Consider the following 18940-nt stretch of genomic DNA (forward strand, 5'->3'; position numbering starts at 1 on the left):
CGGACGTCACGATGAGCCGATCATACGACGGACTGCTCACGGGGCTGGGCATTGCAGCGGGCATCGCTGGCGGAATCGCCGCCGCCAGAGCATTCACGAGACCGGCGCGCCGCGCAGCCCTCTCGCGGCGCGGATGCAAAGCGGCCGTGCCGGCAATCATCGAGCACGCTCGAGCGCGCCCTTCAGCGGAAATCGCCACGCATATCGCGGCGGCGCGCGTTTTCAACCGCAGCTCGGCGCTGCTCGCGTGGTCGGCTCTCACCGATTCCGCCATCGAGCACTACCGCGGCTCGTATATGAATCCGGGCATGTACGTGCCGCTTGCAGCGGGTGCACTGTCACTGATCGCGGGCATCCACGGCGGCGCCGACCGCCTCGAGAGCACCCACAGCGTGCGCCGCGCGGTCTACATGGCCGCCGCCGGCGTGGGCATCGCCGGCACGGGCTTTCACCTCTACAACGTGCTGAAACGGCCCGGGGGTTGGAGCTGGCACAACCTTTTTTACGGGGCGCCGCTCGGCGCGCCGATGGCACTGTTCTTATCGGGCACGCTCGGCGCGGTCGGCGAGAGGCTGCGCGACGAGCCCGCCGACGATCCGTGCCTCTTCGGGATGCCGGCCGGCAAAGCGCTCGCACTGCTGACGGCGGCGGGACTAATCGGCACCGTCGGCGAAGTGGGCCTCCTGCATTTCCGCGGCGCATTTCAGCACCGCGCCATGTATGCGCCCGTCGCCGTGCCGCCGGTCGCGGCCGCGTTGCTCGTGCGCGCGGCGCTCGGCAGACCGCGCGAGCGCTGGTGGACACGTCTATGGCTGCGCGTCACGGCCGCGCTCGGCGCAATTGGCGTCGCGTTCCACACACGCGGTGTCGCTCGGCAACAAGGCGGCTGGCGCAACTGGTCGCAGAACGTGCTGAACGGGCCGCCGCTTCCCGCGCCGCCGAGCTTCACCGCACTCGCCACGGCCGGGCTCGCGGCATTGCGATTGCGCGAAACGGAGTTGCATGAACGGGGAGGCCGCCAACCATGAACGAACCCGCTCGGTCGCGCTATCCGGGCTACGACGTGCTGGCTAAGCGCGATACGCCCTCGTGGGACGATGCCACGCGCGCCGTCATCGAGAAACGTCTCGCGCAGCCGAATGCGCCGCGCTTTTGCACCGACACCGAATGGCGCGCGCTTTGCGCACTCGCGGCCGTCATCGTGCCGCAATCGCTCGATGAGTCTGTCGACGCCGAACAGAGACGCTTCGCGCCGCCGCGCGTACCGGTGGCAGGACTCGTCGATACGAAGCTCGCCGACGATGCCCGCGACGGCTACCGCGACGCGCGCCTGCCGCCGTTGCGAGAAGCCTGGCGAACCGGTCTCGCCGCGATCGATGAGGAAAGCCGCGCACGTCATCACGCGGCTTTCGCGGATCTGAGCGAAGACGCCCAACGCGATCTGCTTTCCCGCATGCAACGCGGCGAGCTCGATCATCCGTCATGGCGGGACATGCCGTGCGACGTTTTTTTCAGTCTTCGACTGCTGCACGACATCGGCTCCGCCTACTACTCGCATCCTCACGCGTGGAGCGAGATCGGCTTCGGCGGCCCGGCCAATCCGCGCGGCTATGTCCGCATGCAGGCCAATCGACGCGACCCTTGGGAAGCCGTCGAAGCGCGTCCTGGCCGGGAGGCACAAGCCGCAAAGGGGAACGCCCGTGCTCGATGACGCGATGCATACGCCGCGCGGCAAGAATGGCCGCGCTCCCGATGTCTTCACGATCGGCGGCTGGGTGCCGATGCGCGAGTACCCTTGCGACGAGACTGTCGATTTCGCGATCGTCGGCACGGGCGCAGGCGGCGGCACGCTTGCTTGCCGGCTCGCCGAGCAAGGGTTTTCGGTCGTCGCTTTCGATGCCGGCGCATGGTGGCGCCCGCTCGAGGAATTCGCGTCGGACGAGACGCATCAAGCGAAGCTCTACTGGACCGATGAACGCATTTGCGACGGCGACTGGCCGCTGAAGCTCGGCAGCAACAACAGCGGCCGCGCGGTGGGCGGCAGCATGGTGCACTTCGCGATGGTCTCGCTGCGCTTTCGCCCCGAATGGTTCAAGTCGCGCAGCATGCTCGGCTATGGCGCCGACTGGCCCGTCGATTGGCGCGAAATGTGGCGCTATTACACCTACGTCGAGGATGCGCTGAAGATATCCGGCCCCGTGCGCTATCCTTGGGGACCCGCGAGGCCCCGCTACCCCTACCGCGCCCACGAGCTCAACGAAGCGGCACTCGTGCTTGCGCGCGGCGCCGAAGCGCTCGGCATCCGCTGGTGCCCGACGCCGCTCGCGACGCTCTCCGCTCCACGCGGCCGCGCCCATCCGTGTGTTTATCGCGGATTCTGCGTGGCCGGCTGTTCGACGAATGCGAAGCAAAGCGCGCTCGTTACATGGATACCGCGTGCGCTCCGGGCCGGAGCGGAAATCCGCGACCTTGCGATGGTAGGCCGCATCGATGTCGATTCGAATGATCGATGCACGGGAATCGAATATTTCCGCGAGGGTCGCTGGCAATTTCAGCGCGCTCGCCATGTCGTCGTTGCCGGCTACGCGATCGAAACGCCGCGCCTCTTGCTGATGTCGGCGACGTCGCGCTTTCCCGAAGGACTCGCGAACCGCTCGTCAGGCCTCGTGGGCAAGAACCTGATGGTGCAGGCCAACCAGGCGGCGTGGGGAATCATGAGCGAAGAGGTGCGCTGGTACAAGGGACCGCCTTCGCTCGCGATGACCGAACACTGGAACTATACCGACGAAGGCAAGGACTTCTTCGGTGGCTATTGCTATATGAGCCAGGGCCCGTTGCCGAACGCCTGGGTTGCCGTGCAAAACGGGCGTGGCCTTTGGGGGCAGCCGCTCCATGATGAGATGGCGAAGTACAACCATCAGGCAGGACTGAAGATGGTCGGCGAAACGATGCCGCGGGAGACGAATCGAGTCACGCTCGCGGAGGAAAAGGATTCGCTCGGCCTTCCGATCGCGCGCGTGACGCATTCGTTCTGCGACAACGACAAGCGGCTCATCGATCACGCGCTCGACTTCATGAGCAAAGCGCTGGCGGCCGCGGGGGCCCGCGAAATATGGCTTCAAACCGACGACACCTGCCATCTGAACGGCACGGCACGCATGGGCGACGATCCACGCACTAGCGTCGTCAACGCCGATTGCCGAAGCTGGGATATTCCCAACCTCTGGATTTGCGATGGCTCGGTGTTCCCTACCGTGGGCGGGGTCAACCCTTCGTTGACCATTCAGGCAATCGCCTGCCGAACGGCGGACCGTATCGCAGCGATGCGGGCACGTGGCGAGTTGTAAAGCCCTGATGATAGGACTGTCCCTGGCATGCGCGTTGCGGCAAATCAAAGCAGCACAATTCGATTGTTGGGGGAACCATCGTGCAAAACGCAGAGCAAAACCCGACCCAAGCTCAACAAAACGACATAGCGGCGAAGAGCCCCGCCAAGACGCCGGCGGCCGGCACCGAGACGCCCGATGCGAAGACGCAGGCGCGCGAATTCGGGAAAACGAAAGTTTCCACGTCGCCCCAGTCTGTCGCCGCGAAGAATCCGGCGCCGTTACCGCCGATCGAACACGGAACGTCGGGGGATGACAGCGGCGACCCGGTCGAACGCGCCAATGCGCGGATCGCCTCCGTGGACAATAAGGGCATGGCAGCGTCCGGCAACACCGTGGATACCGACGGCAAGGGCCTCGAGGCCCGGCGTGAGGAATCGCAGTGGCAGGACAACATCGTCTACTCGAACGCGACGACCGAGAACTACGTGCCGATCCCGGACGAAGGTCTCGTCACGCTCGATACACGCGCCGGCGGCACGATGCCCGTGATCTCGACGCGCGAAGGGTGGCGCATCGAGCGGCGTGGCGTAGTCGACATCGATAGCGTCAACGGCGTGCGCGGCGAGCAAGTGTTTTCGCTCGAGCGCGTGGGCGACGGTGAAGGCGAAGGCGACGAGAAAAAATAGTCAGCGCGAGAGGCAGACGGCGAAGTATCAGTCCCAGCCTTTCACCACCGATCCCGTCATAGTTCAACCGTCATTCGTGCCCATACCCGGTATGGCCGCGCGCCTTTCCTCGAAACACCCAGTACGACCAGACCACATACATGATGAGGATAGGCAACACGAACGCCGTGCCGATCATGAGAAACTCGTGCGTGACAGTGGACGATGCCGCGTCCCATAGCGTCATCGAGGGCGGCGCAATATAGGGCCAAAGGCTGATCACGAGCCCCGTGAACGAAACGAAGAAAAGTCCCACCGAACAGACGAAAGGCAGCACTTCGCGCTTGCCGCGCGCGCCCCAGACGAGCAGCGCGGCGAGCGCCGCCGTCACGATCGGCACCGGCGAGAAGAACGCGATGTTGGGCCAGCTGAACCAACGCGCTTCGATGCGCGCGCTCATCAGCGGCGTCCAGAGGCTCACCGCCGCGATGAAGATGAAAACGAGCACCATGACGCGCTGCGCGACGTGCCGCGCCCACTGCTGCAAATCGTGCTCGGTCTTCATGATGAGCCAGGTGGCCCCTTGGAGGGTGTAGCCGGCGATGAGCCCTAAGCCCGTGAAAATCGGAAACGGCCTGATCCAGCTCCAACTCGTCCCAATGTATTGACCGTTCGATTGCGGAAATCCCTCGACGAACATACCGAGCACCACGCCTTGCGCAAAGGTGGCAATCAGCGAACCGATGCAGAAGGCGACGTTCCATAGCGCCTTGTTCGCTTCGGGCACCCCGCGAAACTCGAACGCCACGCCGCGAAAGACGAGGCCGAGCAACATGATGAGTACCGGAAAGTAGACGGCCGGCACGACGATCGCGAACGCGCCCGGGAACGCGGCGAGCAGCGCCGTGCCGCCCAGCACGAGCCAAGTCTCGTTGAAATCCCAGACGGGAGAAACGGATTCGATCATGAGGTCGCGATCCGCCTCGGACTTGCGCAGCAAGAACAGAATTCCCACCCCGAGATCGAACCCGTCGAGCAGGATATACATCAGCACGCCGAAACCGAGAATGGCCGCCCAAAGCGGTACGAGATCAAGCGGATGCATCGTCGCCTCCCGTGCCAGGAACGGACGCGGCTTCGTTCCGCGTCGAATTGGAGGAGCGCCCCACGGCCGACAGCGGCCTGGCCGCGCGCTTTTCGGGCTTGATTGCGGGCGGCTCCTCGGGTACGGTCGGGCCGATATGGACCAGCCGCTTCATCAAGACGAGCCCGGAGCCGAAAATCACGATGTAGCAGATGACATAAAGCGCAAGCGATAACGCGACATCGCCGGTCGTGAGCGAAGGCGTCACCGAATCGGCCGTTCGCATCAATCCATAAACCGTCCAGGGTTGACGGCCGGCCTCGGTGGTCGTCCACCCGGCGATCACCGCGATGAATCCGATCGGCATGGCAATGCGCGCGAGCGCGAGCCACGTCCGATTCTCGTAGAGCCTTCGTCCGCGCCAGAGCGCCAGGCCCCACACCACCACGACGAGCATCAATATCGCTATCAGCACCATGATATGAAAGGCGAAGAAGACGATCGGCACGACAGGCCGGTCCTCGCGCGGCCAGTCCTTCAAGCCGTGCACGAGCCCGTTCGGATCGTGCGTCAGATAGATGCTGCCAAGCACGGGAATGGAGATTTCGAAGTGGTTCGTCTCTTCTTCGTCGTCCGGAATCGAGAATAGATTCGCCGGTATGCGCCGGCCCGTGTCCCATAGGCCTTCCATTGCGGCGATTTTCACCGGTTGATACTTGAGCGTGTTGAGGCCGTGCGCATCGCCTAACGCGATTTGCAACGGAACCATCACAGTCAGGAAAAAGAGCGCCATGTTGACCATGACGCGACTTTCTTCCGCAGCACGCCGCTTGAGCAGATAGTGCGCGCCCGTGCCCAATATGACGAAGGCCGTCGTCACGAGAAACGCAGTCACGGTATGAGCGAGCCGGTAAGGGAACGACGGCGTGAAGATCACGGCGAGCATGCTGTCGGGAACGAACTTGCCGTCGACCATGTGAAAGCCGCGTGGCGTTTGCATCCAGCTATTGACGGCCAGAATCCAGAACGAGGACATGAGCGTGCCGAGCGCGACGAAGATTGCCGAGAACGCATGTGCCCACTGTGGCACGAGCTTGCGGCCGAACAACAAGACGCCGAGGAACGCGGATTCGAGAAAAAACGCCGTCAGCACCTCGTAAGTCATCTGCGCGCCGATGGCACTCGAAGCCGCAGCCGAGAAGCGACTCCAGTTCGTTCCGAACTGAAACGGCATGACGATTCCCGATACCACGCCCATGCCGAACGACACGGCAAAGATGCGAAGCCAGAAGACCGAAAGCCGGCGGTAGACATCGCGTCCGGTCGCCCACCACAGCACTTCGAGCGTCGCGATATAGCACGAAAGGCCGACGGTGAATGCGGGCAAAAGGATATGAAGCGCGATGACCCAGGCGAACTGCAGGCGGGAAAGGACAAGTGCGCTCATGACAATGGGACCGTTGTAACAACGAAAGGGAAAGCACTCGGCGGGTTGCAGCAAAGCGAATGCCGCTTGTGCGCGCGCATCACCTCCGGCAATGAAACGGCGGCTACGCGCCGCGCGCACGACTTCGTCGATCGAAGGCATGCGCGGCATGCGTCATGCAAGAGAAGGCGAAGACGGATGCAAAAAGACGCGGACGCCGCAGGTTTGCCGCATCCGTCGCGGAGAAGTTCGACTTCAAGGAGACTTGCCATGCCGCACTCCCCCTTGCCGAAAGTCGTCGTCGTGACCGGCGCGAGCGCCGGCGTCGGCCGTGCCGCGGCGCTCGCCTTCGCACGCGAGGGCGCCGATGTGGCGCTGATCGCTCGCGACGCGCACGCGCTCGAGGACACCGCCCAGGCTGCACGCGCACTGGGAGTGAAGGCGCTGCCGATTGCAATCGACGTCAGCCAGGCCGATGCCGTGGATGCAGCGGCCGAGCAAGTCGAAGCGTCGCTCGGCCCGATCGACGTCTGGGTCAACAACGCCATGGTAACCGTATTCTCGCCAGTCGCACGCATCGCGCCGGCCGAGTTCGAGCGTGTAACGGACGTGACCTATCTCGGCTACGTCTGGGGGACGATGGCGGCCCTCAAGCGGATGACCCCGCGCAATCGCGGGGTCATCGTCCAGGTCGGTTCGGCGCTCGCCTATCGAGCCATCCCCCTACAATCGGCTTACTGCGGCGCCAAGTTCGCCATTCGCGGCTTTACCGATGCGCTGCGATGTGAATTGGAGCATGAGAAAAGCGGTATACACGTGACGATGGTGCAGATGCCTGCGTTGAACACGCCGCAGTTCGACTGGGCCCTATGTCGCACGCCGGGCGCGCCGCGGCCCGTCGCGCCCGTCTATCAGCCCGAGGTCGCGGCGCGCGCGATCGTCTGGGCCGCGCTGCACCGGCGCCGCGAAATGTTCGTCGGGCTTTCTTCGATCAAGGCCATCCTCGCGACGAAGCTTGCCCCCGGTCTCATCGACCGCTATCTCGCGCGAAAGGCTTACGCCGCGCAGGAGCGCGACGCGCCGCCCGCCCCCGGGCGGCCCGTCGATCTGTGGCAGCCGGTCCACGGCGCACACCGCATACGTGGTCGCTTCGACGCCGAGGCGAAAGAGACGTGCGCGTCGCTGCAACTCGACATGCATCGCGGCGCGATCGGAACGGCGCTCGGCCTCGCACTCGTCGCACTCATGGCGAGGCGTTGGGCGACGCGCCGGTTATGACTCCTTCTTGCCCGGCAGCACGGAAGCCATTACTTGCTTGGCCGTGTCGGCGATGATGTGGCGCTCTTGCGGGTCGCCATGCATGAGCGTCCGAGCAAAGTGACGCGCCTGCTGCAGCGTAACGTGAGGCGGCAGCGGCGGAACCTCGGGATCGGTCTTCACTTCGAGCACCACCGGCTGGCGCGCGGCCAACGCCTCGTCCCAAGCCGACTCGATTCGCTGAGCGCTATCGACGTAGATGCCTTTCAAGCCGATCAACTCGGCGAAGCGGTGAAACGGCACGTTCGGAATTTCCTGAGAAGCCTCGAACTTCGGATCACCCTCCATCACGCGTTGCTCCCACGTCACCTGATTGAGGTCTTCGTTGTTGAGCACCATGCAGATCCAACGCGGATCGGCCCAGCGCTTCCAGTATTTGGCCACAGTGATGAGCTCGGCCATGTTGTTCATCTGCATGGCCCCGTCACCGACCATCGCAACGACGGGCCGGCCCTGATGAGCAAATTTCGCGGCGATCGCGTACGGCACCGCCGCGCCCATCGACGCGAGCCCGCCTGAAAGCGAGCACATCATGCCGCGCTGCACCTTGAGGTCGCGCGCATACCAGTTCGCGCACGAACCGGAATCGCTCGTCAGAATCACGTCATGCGGCAAGCGCGGAGAGAGCGTCGTAAACGGCAGTTGTGGATTGACGCCGACCTTCGCCGCCTGGTGCGCGCGCTTGTCGAGCGTCTTCCACCATTCGTCGGTCCAGCCGCCTATTCGCTTGCGCCAGCTATCGTCGGTCTTCTGATCGAGCAGCGGCAGCAACGCACGCAGCGTTTCCGCCGTGTCTCCGACGAGATTCACCTCCATCGGATAGCGCAGGCTCAGCATGCCAGGGTCGATGTCGATCTGTACGCCACGCGCTTCGCCTTCCTTCGGCAGGAATTCGGAGTAAGGGAAGCCGGAGCCGATCATGAAGAACGTGTCGCAGCTCGTCATGAGTTCCCAGCTCGGCTTCGTGCCGAGCAAGCCGATGGATCCCGTCACCCAAGGGTACTCGTCGGGAACCGCGGCCTTGCCGAGCAGCGCCTTCGCGACGCCGGCGCCGAGCTTCTCGGCAACCGCGATGACCTCGTCGGTCGCGTGCAACGCGCCGGCGCCGACGAGCATGGCGACGCGACTACCGGCGTTGAGCACATCGGCGGCGCGTGCGAGCTCGGCGGGCTGCGGCACGACACGCGGACGCGCGTAGCCCACCCCAGAATGCGCCGTGCCGTGCTTGCGCGGCGGCGGCGAAAATTCGAGCTCCTGCAAATCGTTCGGCAGCACGATGGCGGTGACGCGGCGTTCGCCGAGCGCGATTCGCACCGCCCGGTCCACCATATGCCGCACTTGCGCGGGCACGCTGGCCTGCTGCACGTACGAGCCCGCGACATCCTTCAGCATCGCGGCGATATCGATCTCCTGCTGATAGTGCGCTCCGAGCCCGGCGCGTGCCTGCTGTCCGCAGATGGCGAGAACCGGCATATGGTCGAGCCGGGCATCGTAGAGCCCGGTGACGAGGTGAGCCGCGCCCGGTCCCGAGGTGGCGATACATACGCCGAGCTCGCCCGTGAACTTCGCATGGGCGCTTGCCATGAACGCCGCCATTTCTTCGTGGCGGGCCTGAATGAACTCGATCTTTCCTTCGGCTCGATTGAGCGCGCCGAACAACCCGTTGATGCCGTCCCCGGGGTAGCCGTACATCCTGCGCACGCCCCATTGATGCAGTCTTTCAACGATGAAATCGCCTACCGTTTGCGCCATCTGTGCCTCCACATTGCGATGAGCCCTAGCAATGCGAGGCGTGCAAGGAGCGAGCCTGAACCGCGAAACGCGCGAGCGCCGCCGCGGTCCGTCGGCCCCTGCGTCAGAGCCGGCAGCCCAAGGCTACGATTCCATTCCCAGCCTGTCCCTCATCTCGCGCGTAATGCGCTGCCTGACGCGCGCATAGTCTTTCCACGGATCTTCCTTTAGCGCGTCTAGCCGCTCATGGACGTTCGCGACGTTCCATTGCGCGCCACCCGTCGTTTGCTCTACCTCGTCCCAGCCGAGCGGCACGGAGACCCCCATTCCGGCCCTTGCGCGCGGCGAATAAGCGACGACGGTGCTCGAGCCGCGGTTGTTGCGCAGATAGTCGATGAAGATCCGGCGACGCCGGTTCTGCGCGCCCATCTTCGCGCTGAACCGATCGGGCAGCGTCGATGCCATATGCTGCGCCGCGGCTTGCGCGAAGGCCTTCACTTCATCCCAGCCGGCCTGTTTGGCGATCGGCACGACGACGTGAAACCCTTTACCGCCGCTCGTCTTGCACCACGACCGAAGACCGAGTTCCTCGAGCAGCGATCGCGTCAGCAACGCCGCCTCGATCATGCGGTCCCAACCGAGCGCGGGATCGGGGTCGAGGTCGAAGACGATTCGGTCGGGCTTCTCGAGATTCGACGCCACGCCATTCCAGGTATGAAGCTCGACGGTCCCCATCTGCGCCACGCCGATCAGCGCTTGCACGTTGTCGATCGTCAAGAGCGGCGGATGTCCCGGATCGAGTCCTTCGTGCTGCGTGACGAACGGAATTTCGAGCCGGCTCGTGTGCTTCTGGAAGAACAGCTCGCCTTCGATGCCCTCGGGCGCGCGCACCAACGCGAGCGGGCGGTCCTTCAAATGCGGAAGGATCCATTGCGCAACCGATTCGAAGTAGTGGACGAGGTCGATCTTGCGAAAGTCCGTCGATTTGTCCATGACTCGATCGGGATGCGAGATCCGCACGCCGGCAATCGTTTCTTCGGCTGCGGCCTTTTTGCGCGCGCCACCGCCCTCTTCCTTGCGGCGAGTCGACGCAGACTTGCGGCCCGACGGCGCCGACGACGCCTGATCGTTCGCGGCTTGACCGTTCGCTTGTCCGTTCATCTCGTCCCCTTTGCGCGGGCTTTCATGCACGATCTCATGCGCGGGCTTGTCGCTGCGCAAACTGATGAACGAGGCTTGGCGCACGACGCCCTCGCTCGTCCATTCCGAGAAATTGCACTCGGCCACGAGTTCGGGCCGCACCCAATGAACGCGGGTTCGGCTGCGCTCACGCGGTACTTCGGCGAACGGCATTTTCTTCACCTCCCGGGCATCGAGCTCCTTCTTTACCGCGCCAAGCGTGGATGTGTCGAACCCGGTGCCGACGCGCCCGGCATATCTCAGGTTTCCCTGTTTGTCGTAGACGCCGAGCAGCAACGCACCGAAGCCGGAACGGCTTCCCGACGGCTCGCTATATCCGCCGATGACGAACTCTTGCCGACGGCGGCAGCGCAGCTTCACCCAACTGCCGCTGCGCCTCGACACATAGTGACTGTCGCGCTGCTTGCCGATGATGCCTTCGAGTCCCATGTCGCATGCGCTCTGCAGCATGTCGCCGGCGTCGAGCGCGAAGTCTTCGGAGAAGCGCACGGTATCGCTCTCGACGCTCTCCATCAACGCGCGCAGCAGCGCGCGCCGCTGCACGAGCGGAACGTTGCGCAAGTCATAACCGTTTAGATAGGGCAGGTCGAAAAGAAAGAACGAGATCTCCTGAGGTTTTCTCGCATCGAACGCATTCTGCAACGCCTGAAAATTCGGCACGCCGCGCTCGTCGAGGACGGTGGCCTCCCCATCGATCCACGCCGTATCGACACCGACGGCGGCCAGCGCTTCGGACTGCTTACCGAATTTCGACGTCCAGTCGAGTCCGTTGCGCGTGAAGATCCGCACTGGCTTTTTCTTGTCGCGCCGATCGATGCGCGCAAGCATCCGGTAGCCGTCGAACTTGATCTCGTACGTCCAATCGTCGCCATGGGGCGGCGAATCGACCAGCGTGGCAAGCTGGGGCTTCAACTCGGACGGCAACGGCGCCTCGACGGCGCCTTCGATCGCCGGATTCTCCGCGAGCTCGCGGAGCGACTCAGTGCTGCGCGTCGCGACGATGTCGGGGCGTGAGCTGCTCGCCTCGCCCGCATGGGGTGCTTTGGCGGGCACCGCAAGCCGCCCGGAAGCGCCTCTCGCTGCGCGGGTCGTCACGGCCTTTCCGTCATGCGCCGCGCGCGGACGCGGCTGCCCCAAAACGCTGCCGGGGCGCTCGGCAACGACGTCGAATTCCGCCTCGCCACGCGCTTCTTCGTCGCGCTCTTTGATCAGCAGCCATTGCTCTTTGTCGCCGCCGCCTCGCATGCCGCTCCTTACGAGCGCCCAGCCGCCGTGGAGCTTGTTGCCGTCAAGCCAGAATTTCAGCTTGCCGGCTTCATAGTCCTTGCGCGCCTGCTCCACACCGCCGACAGGCTCCCATGTACCGCGATCCCAGACGATCACGGTACCTGCGCCGTAATTGCCCTGCGGTATCTCGCCTTCGAACGAGCCGTACTCGAGGGGGTGGTCTTCGACATGGACCGCGAGCCGTTTCACCGACGGGTCGAGACTCGGCCCCTTAGGGATGGCCCACGATCGCAGGGTGCCATCCAGTTCCAGCCGAAAATCGTAATGCAGGCGCCTCGCGTGGTGCTCCTGAATCACGTAAGAAAGCGCGCCGGCGGCATGCTTCGGTGCGGAGCCCGCTCGGCCGCGCCGCGCGGAGCGCGCGCCCGATGGCTCCGGCGTGTCGTCGAAGCGCCGCTTTTTCCGGTAGGTTTCGAGTTTGTCCGACATCCTCGCCGCTCCCGCCATTCAATTGGCTTACCCGTGCTCAGGCAGCATGCTTGCCCTTGCCGCGCCCGAGGCTGCGCTTGAGCAGTTCCGACAAATCGACGACGTCGGCCGTGGCGCGCGTGCGTGCCGGCGCCTTGGCGCCCTCGCTGATTTCGCTGGTCTTACCCTCTCGCACCTTCTTGTCGACGAGGGCCAGAATATCCTCTCGAAACGTGTCATGGTATTCGGACGGATTCCACGTTTCAGTCATGTCCTCGATGAGCTTTTTCGCCATGTCGATCTCACGCTCGGATACGCCCGCCGTCTTGGCGTCTTCGGGCGGCACCGAGAGATCTTCGATGGGCAGCACCTCGCCTCCCCACCGCAGCGTGTTCAACGCAAGAATGGGCCCCGCCGGAATCAGCGCGGCCAGATGCTGCTTGTTGTGCAGCACCACATTGGCGATGCCGATCTTCCCCGATTGCGCCAGTGCTTCGCGCAACAGCGCATAGGCTTTCTTGCCCTGGCGCTCGGGCACCAGGTAATAAGGGGTGTCCAGGTAGAGAAATGAGACCGTATACGCCTCGACGAACGAAAGGATATCGATCGTCTGAGTCGATTCAGGGCTCGCCGCGCGGATTTCCTCGTCGGCAAGCAAGACGTAGTGGCCTTTCTCGTACTCGAAGCCACGCACGATGTTCTCGCGCTTCACCTCTTTTCCAGTGCGCTTATTGATCTGCTTATAGCCGATCGGGTCGGTCGTTTCCTTGTCGATCAGATTGAAGCTCGTGCGCTCGGGGCGCGTTGCGGGATGCAATTGCACCGGCACGTTGACGAGGCCGAAACTGATCGCCCCTTTCCAGATAATGCGTGACATGGCGGCTCCTTCTCATCGGTACCTGTTCACGCAACAGGCAACTGAAGGTTAATGCATCAAATGCGCCAGTGCATGGAACGGTTGAGCGCGCACGATTCAATCGACGCATCCAGCGATGGGCCAGCCGCTTTCACCCGCGCGGCCGGCCGTGGCCCGAACGTCATCGGAAGACGCCAATCAACAGCGTCGCGAGGAAAATGACCAGGAAAATGAAGAACAGTATCTTCGCGATCTCGGCGGCGCCGGCGGCAATGCCCGTAAAGCCGAATACGGCGGCGATGATCGCGACAATGAAAAAGATGACGGCATATCGAAGCATGTTTCCTCCTGGGTTGAAGTGCGGCGCGCCAGTAGCGTTGCTGCTTCATGGATGGCGCAACCGACTGGCGGCATTTTCGGCAGCAACACCCATCAGGTCTGCAAGGCCCGTGCCCGTGGGATTCGGGGACGCGCCTTCACTCGGCGGCGAATCTATCGCGGCCTTCTCGCGCCGCACGCGATCAGGCGAACGGAGCTACCGATTCGCGTGCGGCGCTTGCCGCGGTTCGGGGGCGGCGCCACTGCCCGCGGCGTCGATCGGCTCGATATCCTTCGTCGGATCGAAATCGGCCCAACGGCCGTCCTGCCAGCGCCCATGCGCGCGTTCGATCTCGAGGCTTCCGGCCTCACGAAGCACGCGCGCCGCGGTCTGCTGGTTGTCCGGATTCACGTGTACAGCGAGCAGCACGCCTGAATCGCGCGACTCGTGCGGCACCGCCTGATCGGGCACCTTTCCGCCACCGGCCGTATGCGTCATCGCACCGATCAGCGAACCGACATAGGCTCCTATTCCGGCCGCCACGGCAAGCACCAGAAACGGCGCCGACATCACGCCGAACAGCGCGACCCCGATGATGGCGCCCAACACGCCGCCGATGAGCCCGCCCTTGCCCGCACCGACGGAGGCGCGCGCGGCCTGCGGGTCGGCATACTCGTCGCCGCCGACCGGATACCGCGCATGCTGGCCGCGCGGATTGACGAAAAAGAGCGTGACGTCCTCTTCGATGAAGCCGTTCTCGAACATGCGCCGGGCCGCCGCTTGCGCGTCGGCGAACGTCGTGAACCGGCCGGCCACGATCAGCGACATGACATGTCCTCCTGCTTTTTGCTCGTCGGTTTCACACTGCTGCCAGGAAGCGCCGGGCGGGCATGGGTTCGCTCAACCCGCGTGTCCTCGCTGCTCCAGGCACTCGATGATCTTCCTGTTGAACGCGGGAATATCGGAGGGCTTGCGGCTCGTGATGAGATTGTCGTCCTGAACGACTTCTTCGTCGACCCAGCTCGCGCCCGCGTTGCGCAGGTCGTCTTGCAAGCTCGGCCAACTCGTCATCGTATGGCCCTTCACGATGCCGGCCGAAATCGGCAACCAGCCGCCATGGCAAATCACGGCAACCGTCTTGTGCGCGGCATCGATCTCGCGCACGAACGCTTGCGCTTCGGGTATGGTGCGCATCGCGTCGCCGTTCACTACGCCGCCCGGCAGCACGACCGCGTCATAGTCGTCCGGTCGCACCTGGTCGAACGTCGCGTCGACGGTCACCATGCCGCCACGGTCCGTATGGCGAAAGCCCTGGATCTGGCCGGGCTTTTTCGATATCACGTGCACCATCGCGCCGGCTTCCGTCAACGCCCGCTTCGGCTCGACGAGTTCCGCTTCCTCGAAACCGTCCGTCGCCAGGATCGCGATCTTGCACCCTTCCAACTTCTTAGTCATGAGTCGAACTCCTCGAACAAGTGACGAAATACTGATTCATGCTCGTCCTCCAAACCCTGTCAGCAAGCGTGGTGCCCAGCCTGGCGCCCCCCGCGGCCTCTGCCTCGTTCGTCATTTCGCCTTGCGCTCCGCCGGCAATCCGGCGAGCAGATCGGCCATATCGTCGGCATGCTCCTCTTCCTGCGCGAGGATCGTCTCCATCACGCGGCGCGACGTCGGATCTCTGTCGCCGAGATACTCGACGATCTCTCGGTAGCTATCGATCGCCACGCGCTCGGCCACGAGGTCTTCCTTGATCATGTCGGCGAGCGAGGTGCCTTCGACGTATTCAGCGTGGCTGCGCGTCAGCAGCCCATCCGGCGAGAAGTTCGGCTCGCCGCCCAATTGCACGATTCGTTCGGCGAGCAAATCGGAATGCTCGAGCTCCTCGTTCGCATGCTCCAAGAATTCGTCGGCGACGCTCTTCGAATCGATGCCCTTGGCCATGAAATAGTGGCGCCGATAGCGCAGCGTGCAGACGATCTCGGTAGCCAACGCATCGTTGAGCAGCTTCACGACGGTGTCGCGGTCCGCCTTGTAGCCAGCCGTCACCGCGCCCTCGTCGATATGCTCGCGGGCCCGCTTGCGGATCTCCTTGACGTCGGTCAAGAACGGTTGTTGATGAGCCATGATCCCTCCATCGGTTTGCATACGGAAAGTAAAACACCGGCAGCCTCGGGCGCGGCACGCGCGCGTGCGCCGCACCATCAATGGGTCCAGGCATCTACCGTGCCAGTCCGCGCCAACGAGCCAGGCGCCGCTACGGCGGTCCTGGGCATGGACGTTGCGTCGATGATTCCATTCATTGCTACACGCACTCATTCATTCCGTTGTCAGAAAGGGATACCGATGACTCGCACCTCCACACCGCACGCGTCGACGCGCCATCGCTCGGGCCGGCCGCCGCGCCAACGCCATGAACAGGCCAGTGCGAGCAAGAACAAAGGATCGACGAAGAGCGGCGACAAGCCACGTCGCTGGTCGCACGAGGTCATGCAAAAGAGCGACGCGCTCGATCTCGAGCCGGGCATCTTCAAATCGGGCAGCGCCGACGAAATCGCACAATCGCTCAAGCGCTCGTCGCTCGCGAGCCGAAGGCGCCGAGGCACGCCGTTTCAGTCGGCCATGTCGATGCTGAATTTCTACGTCAATCGCGCGGGGAGAAATTTGCCGAAGTCTCAGCGCAAGGTGCTCGAAAGCGCCAAGGGCAAGTTGCGCGAAGCATTCGGCCGTCCCAAGTAACTCGGGGCCCGCGCGACATACCGCATGCACGAAGCCATCTGGTTCCTCGTCGTCGGCGGGATGTGCGTCGCGATGGGCATCGCGAGCTCGTTCGTCAAGCGGTTGCCGCTGACGGGCGCGATGCTCTATCTGGCCGCGGGGTTCGCCCTCGGGCCCGCCGGGGCCGGCATGCTCTCGCTCGACATCGTTCGCGATGCGCATCTCGTGCGCGTGCTCAGCGAAATCGCACTGCTCGCATCGTTGTTCGCCATCGGCTTGCGTCTGCGCCTGCCGCTCTTCGATAGGCTCTGGACGCTCCCGCTGCGGCTCGGTCTGCTCGGCATGGCGATCACGATTCCGATGATCGTCCTCGCCGGCGTCTGGGTGCTCGGTCTCTCGTGGCCGCTTGCCCTGCTGCTCGCGGCCATGCTGTCGCCCACCGACCCCGTGCTCGCTCATGATGTGCAGGTGCGCGACGCGAACGATCTCGATACCGTCCGCTTCGCGCTATCGGGCGAAGGCGGCCTCAACGATGGAATCGCTCAGCCCTTTACGATCATCGCACTGATGCTCTGCGCGGGCTCGCTCGCCCATCCGAGCGGGGGACAGGTGTTCGCGCTCGCCGGCGAAACGCTCTGGGGTCTCTTGGGTGGCATCGCGATCGGCGGCATTTTTGGCTTCGCCACGACACATGCGGTGACCTGGCTGCGCACGAAGCACTCGCAAGCGCTCGGCCTCGAAGGATTCTTTGCGCTGGGGCTGATCGAATTGTCGTATGGGGCCGCGCAGCTCGCGCATGCGTACGGGTTCCTCGCGGCATTTGCGGCCGGCGTGGCGATGCGCCGAGTCGAGCATCGAGCGACGGGCGAGCGATCGCCGCAAGCCGCGATCGGCTCGATCGATCCGGCCGACGTGGCCGCCACCGCGGCGCACCCCGAAAGCGCGCACGCTTACATGGCGGAGACGGTGCTCCGCTTCACGGTCGAAGTGGAGCGGATAGTCGAGATGGCCATGATGATCGTAGTGGGCAGTCTCCTCGCCACGCTGAACGGATCGCTTTTGACCTGGAGCAACGTCGCGCTCTTCCTCGTATTGTTTCTCGTGGTGCGGCCCGTCACCGTCGAGTTGTCGCTGCTCGGGTCTCACGCTTCGCGCAAAGAGCGCGGACTGATGAGCTGGTTCGGGATTCGCGGCGTAGGCACCGTCTACTATCTCGCCGATGCGCTCGAGCAGAACCAAAGCAGCGATGTCAAAGCGCTCGCCCCAATCGCGCTCGCCATCGTGACGGCATCGGTGCTCGTGCACGGTGTATCGGCCACGCCGCTGATGCGGCGGTATCGCCGTTACCGCATGCACGAGGAAAAGGTGAAGCGCGACTGAACGTCGAGCGCAGACCTTCGATCATTCATTCACGGGCGCCGTCGGATTCGCCAACGTGCCGTAGGGCGGAGGTGCCTTCGGATCGCTCGTCGTTTCGTCGATCACGCGCTCCACGTCCGCCGTTTTCGCGAGCTCGGCGAGGAACGCTTGTTTGTCGAAGCCGGGAGTCACGCACCCTTGAACGACGATGAAACGGCGCTGCAGCGTGAGCCAGAGCGTCGTTCCGTCTTTCCAGTGCGTCGAACGCTCGATGAAGGAAAGCCGCCTTTTGACCGAATCGGCGATTTCCTTGTCGTAAAGATAGCTGTTGGACAGCCGGCATCGGCCTTCCCACCAACAGCTGTTGCCGCGCTCGATCCGGTAGTGACTCTGGGCAACCCACTCCGCCTCCGTCTCGAGCGGCCCGAGCGGCGCCGGACAACGGCCAAGCGCGTGCGAAATCTGAAAGAAAGGATCGCCCCCGCGATTGACTCGCTGGTCTTCGGCTCGTGGGCAACCCCATGCAAGCAACGACAGCAGCGCAAACGCGAACCCAATGCGGCGGCGGCTCTTCGGCGTTGTTGGACTCATCGGTGTCGGCCCCCGGAACGGCGAGTCGCGCGAGCGGCTAGGAACTTGCGGGACAGCCACTCAAAGCCTCATGATTCGCGCTGCTCGATCCCGCCCGATTTGATCACGCTCGTCGCGCTTTTGGCAACCGGGCTTAATGGCGATCGGCGCCCCCCTGGGTCGCGAACTCCAGGACACGCAGGATCAGCTCTGGCGTCAGCGGCTTGGCGCAATGCGCGTCGAAGCCGGCCTCGCGGGCACGCCGCCGGTCGTGCGAGGACGCATAGCCGCTGCAGGCGATGAGGACGATTTGCGCCGTGGCCGGATCGGCACGCAGCCGGCGCGCGAGCTCGAGCCCGTCGAGCCCCGGCATCGCGATGTCGAGCAACGCCGCAAACGGCTGCCATTCTCGCGCGATCGCGCATGCGTCGAGCGGGTCGCTCGTCGCCCGGCATTCGAAGCCGTCCGCATCGAGCAAAAGTTGCAACGCCTCGGCCGCATCGCGATAGTCGTCCACGACGAGCACGCGACGATGATCGACCATCGCCGGCCGGAACGTCCGCCACAATACGACGTCTTGATTCGGTTCGCCGTCAGGAGAGTTGTCCAAAAGGAGCTCCACGGTGCAGGGTCTGTGAGGCACGGGTATATTGCAATGCAAAATACGAACCCGC

17 protein-coding genes and 1 pseudogene are annotated in these 18940 nt (G+C 64.0%); 7 read left to right on the forward strand and 11 right to left on the reverse strand.

Going from position 1 to position 18940, the window contains the following annotated elements:
* Window positions 1-11 precede the first annotated feature (11 nt).
* The 4 genes from C9I57_RS01525 (at window position 12) to C9I57_RS01540 (ending at window position 4015) form a co-directional block, all read left to right on the forward strand.
* Window positions 12-1028: a hypothetical protein gene (locus C9I57_RS01525; protein ID WP_107148876.1), complete on the forward strand. Its 1017-nt coding sequence runs from the start codon at window positions 12-14 to the stop codon at window positions 1026-1028.
* Window positions 1025-1711 carry a gluconate 2-dehydrogenase subunit 3 family protein gene (locus tag C9I57_RS01530; protein WP_107148877.1) on the forward strand — a complete coding sequence of 229 codons (687 nt, stop codon included), beginning with the start codon at window positions 1025-1027 and terminating at the stop codon, window positions 1709-1711. The genes C9I57_RS01525 and C9I57_RS01530 overlap by 4 nt, the downstream gene beginning before the upstream one ends.
* On the forward strand, window positions 1701-3347 hold the full coding sequence (locus C9I57_RS01535) for a GMC family oxidoreductase (RefSeq protein ID WP_107148878.1): 1647 nt from the start codon (window positions 1701-1703) through the stop codon (window positions 3345-3347). Before C9I57_RS01530 ends, C9I57_RS01535 begins: the two co-directional genes overlap by 11 nt.
* 80 nt (window positions 3348-3427) lie before the next feature.
* Entirely contained in the window at window positions 3428-4015 is a 588-nt protein-coding gene (locus C9I57_RS01540; RefSeq protein ID WP_107148879.1) for a DUF3005 domain-containing protein, read from the forward strand.
* A gap of 70 nt (window positions 4016-4085) precedes the next feature.
* Here the strand turns inward: C9I57_RS01540 and cydB are convergent, their stop codons facing one another.
* Both cydB and C9I57_RS01550 read right to left on the reverse strand, forming a co-directional pair.
* Entirely contained in the window at window positions 4086-5099 is a 1014-nt protein-coding gene (gene cydB, locus C9I57_RS01545; protein ID WP_107148880.1) for a cytochrome d ubiquinol oxidase subunit II, read from the reverse strand.
* The gene (locus C9I57_RS01550) at window positions 5086-6525 is read right to left on the reverse strand and encodes a cytochrome ubiquinol oxidase subunit I (protein WP_440130167.1); all 1440 of its coding nucleotides are present in this window, start codon (window positions 6523-6525) and stop codon (window positions 5086-5088) included. Before C9I57_RS01550 ends, cydB begins: the two co-directional genes overlap by 14 nt.
* A gap of 249 nt (window positions 6526-6774) precedes the next feature.
* On the opposite strand from C9I57_RS01550, the gene C9I57_RS01555 reads away from it, so the two are divergent.
* Window positions 6775-7782, forward strand: a complete 1008-nt coding sequence (locus tag C9I57_RS01555) for an SDR family oxidoreductase (RefSeq protein ID WP_107148881.1) — start codon at window positions 6775-6777, stop codon at window positions 7780-7782.
* Here C9I57_RS01555 and C9I57_RS01560 read toward each other — a convergent pair.
* The 7 genes and pseudogenes from C9I57_RS01560 to C9I57_RS01590 form a co-directional block, all read right to left on the reverse strand.
* The gene (locus C9I57_RS01560) at window positions 7777-9573 is read right to left on the reverse strand and encodes a thiamine pyrophosphate-requiring protein (protein WP_107148882.1); all 1797 of its coding nucleotides are present in this window, start codon (window positions 9571-9573) and stop codon (window positions 7777-7779) included. The genes C9I57_RS01555 and C9I57_RS01560 overlap by 6 nt on opposite strands.
* 123 nt (window positions 9574-9696) lie before the next feature.
* Window positions 9697-12468: a DNA ligase D gene (gene ligD / locus C9I57_RS01565; RefSeq protein WP_107148883.1), complete on the reverse strand. Its 2772-nt coding sequence runs from the start codon at window positions 12466-12468 to the stop codon at window positions 9697-9699.
* A 40-nt stretch (window positions 12469-12508) separates the two neighbouring features.
* Window positions 12509-13324: pseudogene (gene ku / locus C9I57_RS01570) on the reverse strand (non-homologous end joining protein Ku); the annotation flags it as partial.
* A 160-nt stretch (window positions 13325-13484) separates the two neighbouring features.
* Window positions 13485-13643 (reverse strand): DUF1328 domain-containing protein, encoded by a 159-nt coding sequence (locus C9I57_RS01575; RefSeq protein ID WP_107148885.1) that lies wholly within the window; start codon window positions 13641-13643, stop codon window positions 13485-13487.
* A 195-nt stretch (window positions 13644-13838) separates the two neighbouring features.
* Window positions 13839-14450, reverse strand: a complete 612-nt coding sequence (locus C9I57_RS01580) for a hypothetical protein (protein ID WP_107148886.1) — start codon at window positions 14448-14450, stop codon at window positions 13839-13841.
* Between the two features lie 72 nt (window positions 14451-14522).
* The gene (locus C9I57_RS01585) at window positions 14523-15077 is read right to left on the reverse strand and encodes a type 1 glutamine amidotransferase domain-containing protein (protein ID WP_107148887.1); all 555 of its coding nucleotides are present in this window, start codon (window positions 15075-15077) and stop codon (window positions 14523-14525) included.
* 111 nt (window positions 15078-15188) lie between these two features.
* Window positions 15189-15746, reverse strand: a complete 558-nt coding sequence (locus C9I57_RS01590) for a ferritin-like domain-containing protein (protein ID WP_107148888.1) — start codon at window positions 15744-15746, stop codon at window positions 15189-15191.
* A gap of 219 nt (window positions 15747-15965) precedes the next feature.
* Here C9I57_RS01590 and C9I57_RS01595 point away from each other — a divergent pair, with 219 nt between their 5' ends.
* Window positions 15966-16358 (forward strand): DUF3175 domain-containing protein, encoded by a 393-nt coding sequence (locus tag C9I57_RS01595; RefSeq protein WP_107149236.1) that lies wholly within the window; start codon window positions 15966-15968, stop codon window positions 16356-16358.
* Window positions 16359-16382: 24 nt separating this feature from the next.
* Window positions 16383-17717 (forward strand): cation:proton antiporter, encoded by a 1335-nt coding sequence (locus tag C9I57_RS01600; protein WP_107148889.1) that lies wholly within the window; start codon window positions 16383-16385, stop codon window positions 17715-17717.
* A 21-nt stretch (window positions 17718-17738) separates the two neighbouring features.
* Here the strand turns inward: C9I57_RS01600 and C9I57_RS01605 are convergent, their stop codons facing one another.
* Both C9I57_RS01605 and C9I57_RS01610 read right to left on the reverse strand, forming a co-directional pair.
* The gene (locus C9I57_RS01605; protein WP_107148890.1) at window positions 17739-18287 is read right to left on the reverse strand and encodes a hypothetical protein; all 549 of its coding nucleotides are present in this window, start codon (window positions 18285-18287) and stop codon (window positions 17739-17741) included.
* Between the two features lie 133 nt (window positions 18288-18420).
* Window positions 18421-18876 (reverse strand): response regulator, encoded by a 456-nt coding sequence (locus tag C9I57_RS01610; RefSeq protein WP_258187446.1) that lies wholly within the window; start codon window positions 18874-18876, stop codon window positions 18421-18423.
* Between the last annotated feature and the right edge of the window lie 64 nt (window positions 18877-18940).

Origin of the sequence: Trinickia symbiotica, assembly GCF_003028655.1 — a bacterium.
In the GTDB taxonomy this organism is placed as follows: Bacteria; Pseudomonadota; Gammaproteobacteria; order Burkholderiales; family Burkholderiaceae; genus Trinickia; species Trinickia symbiotica_A.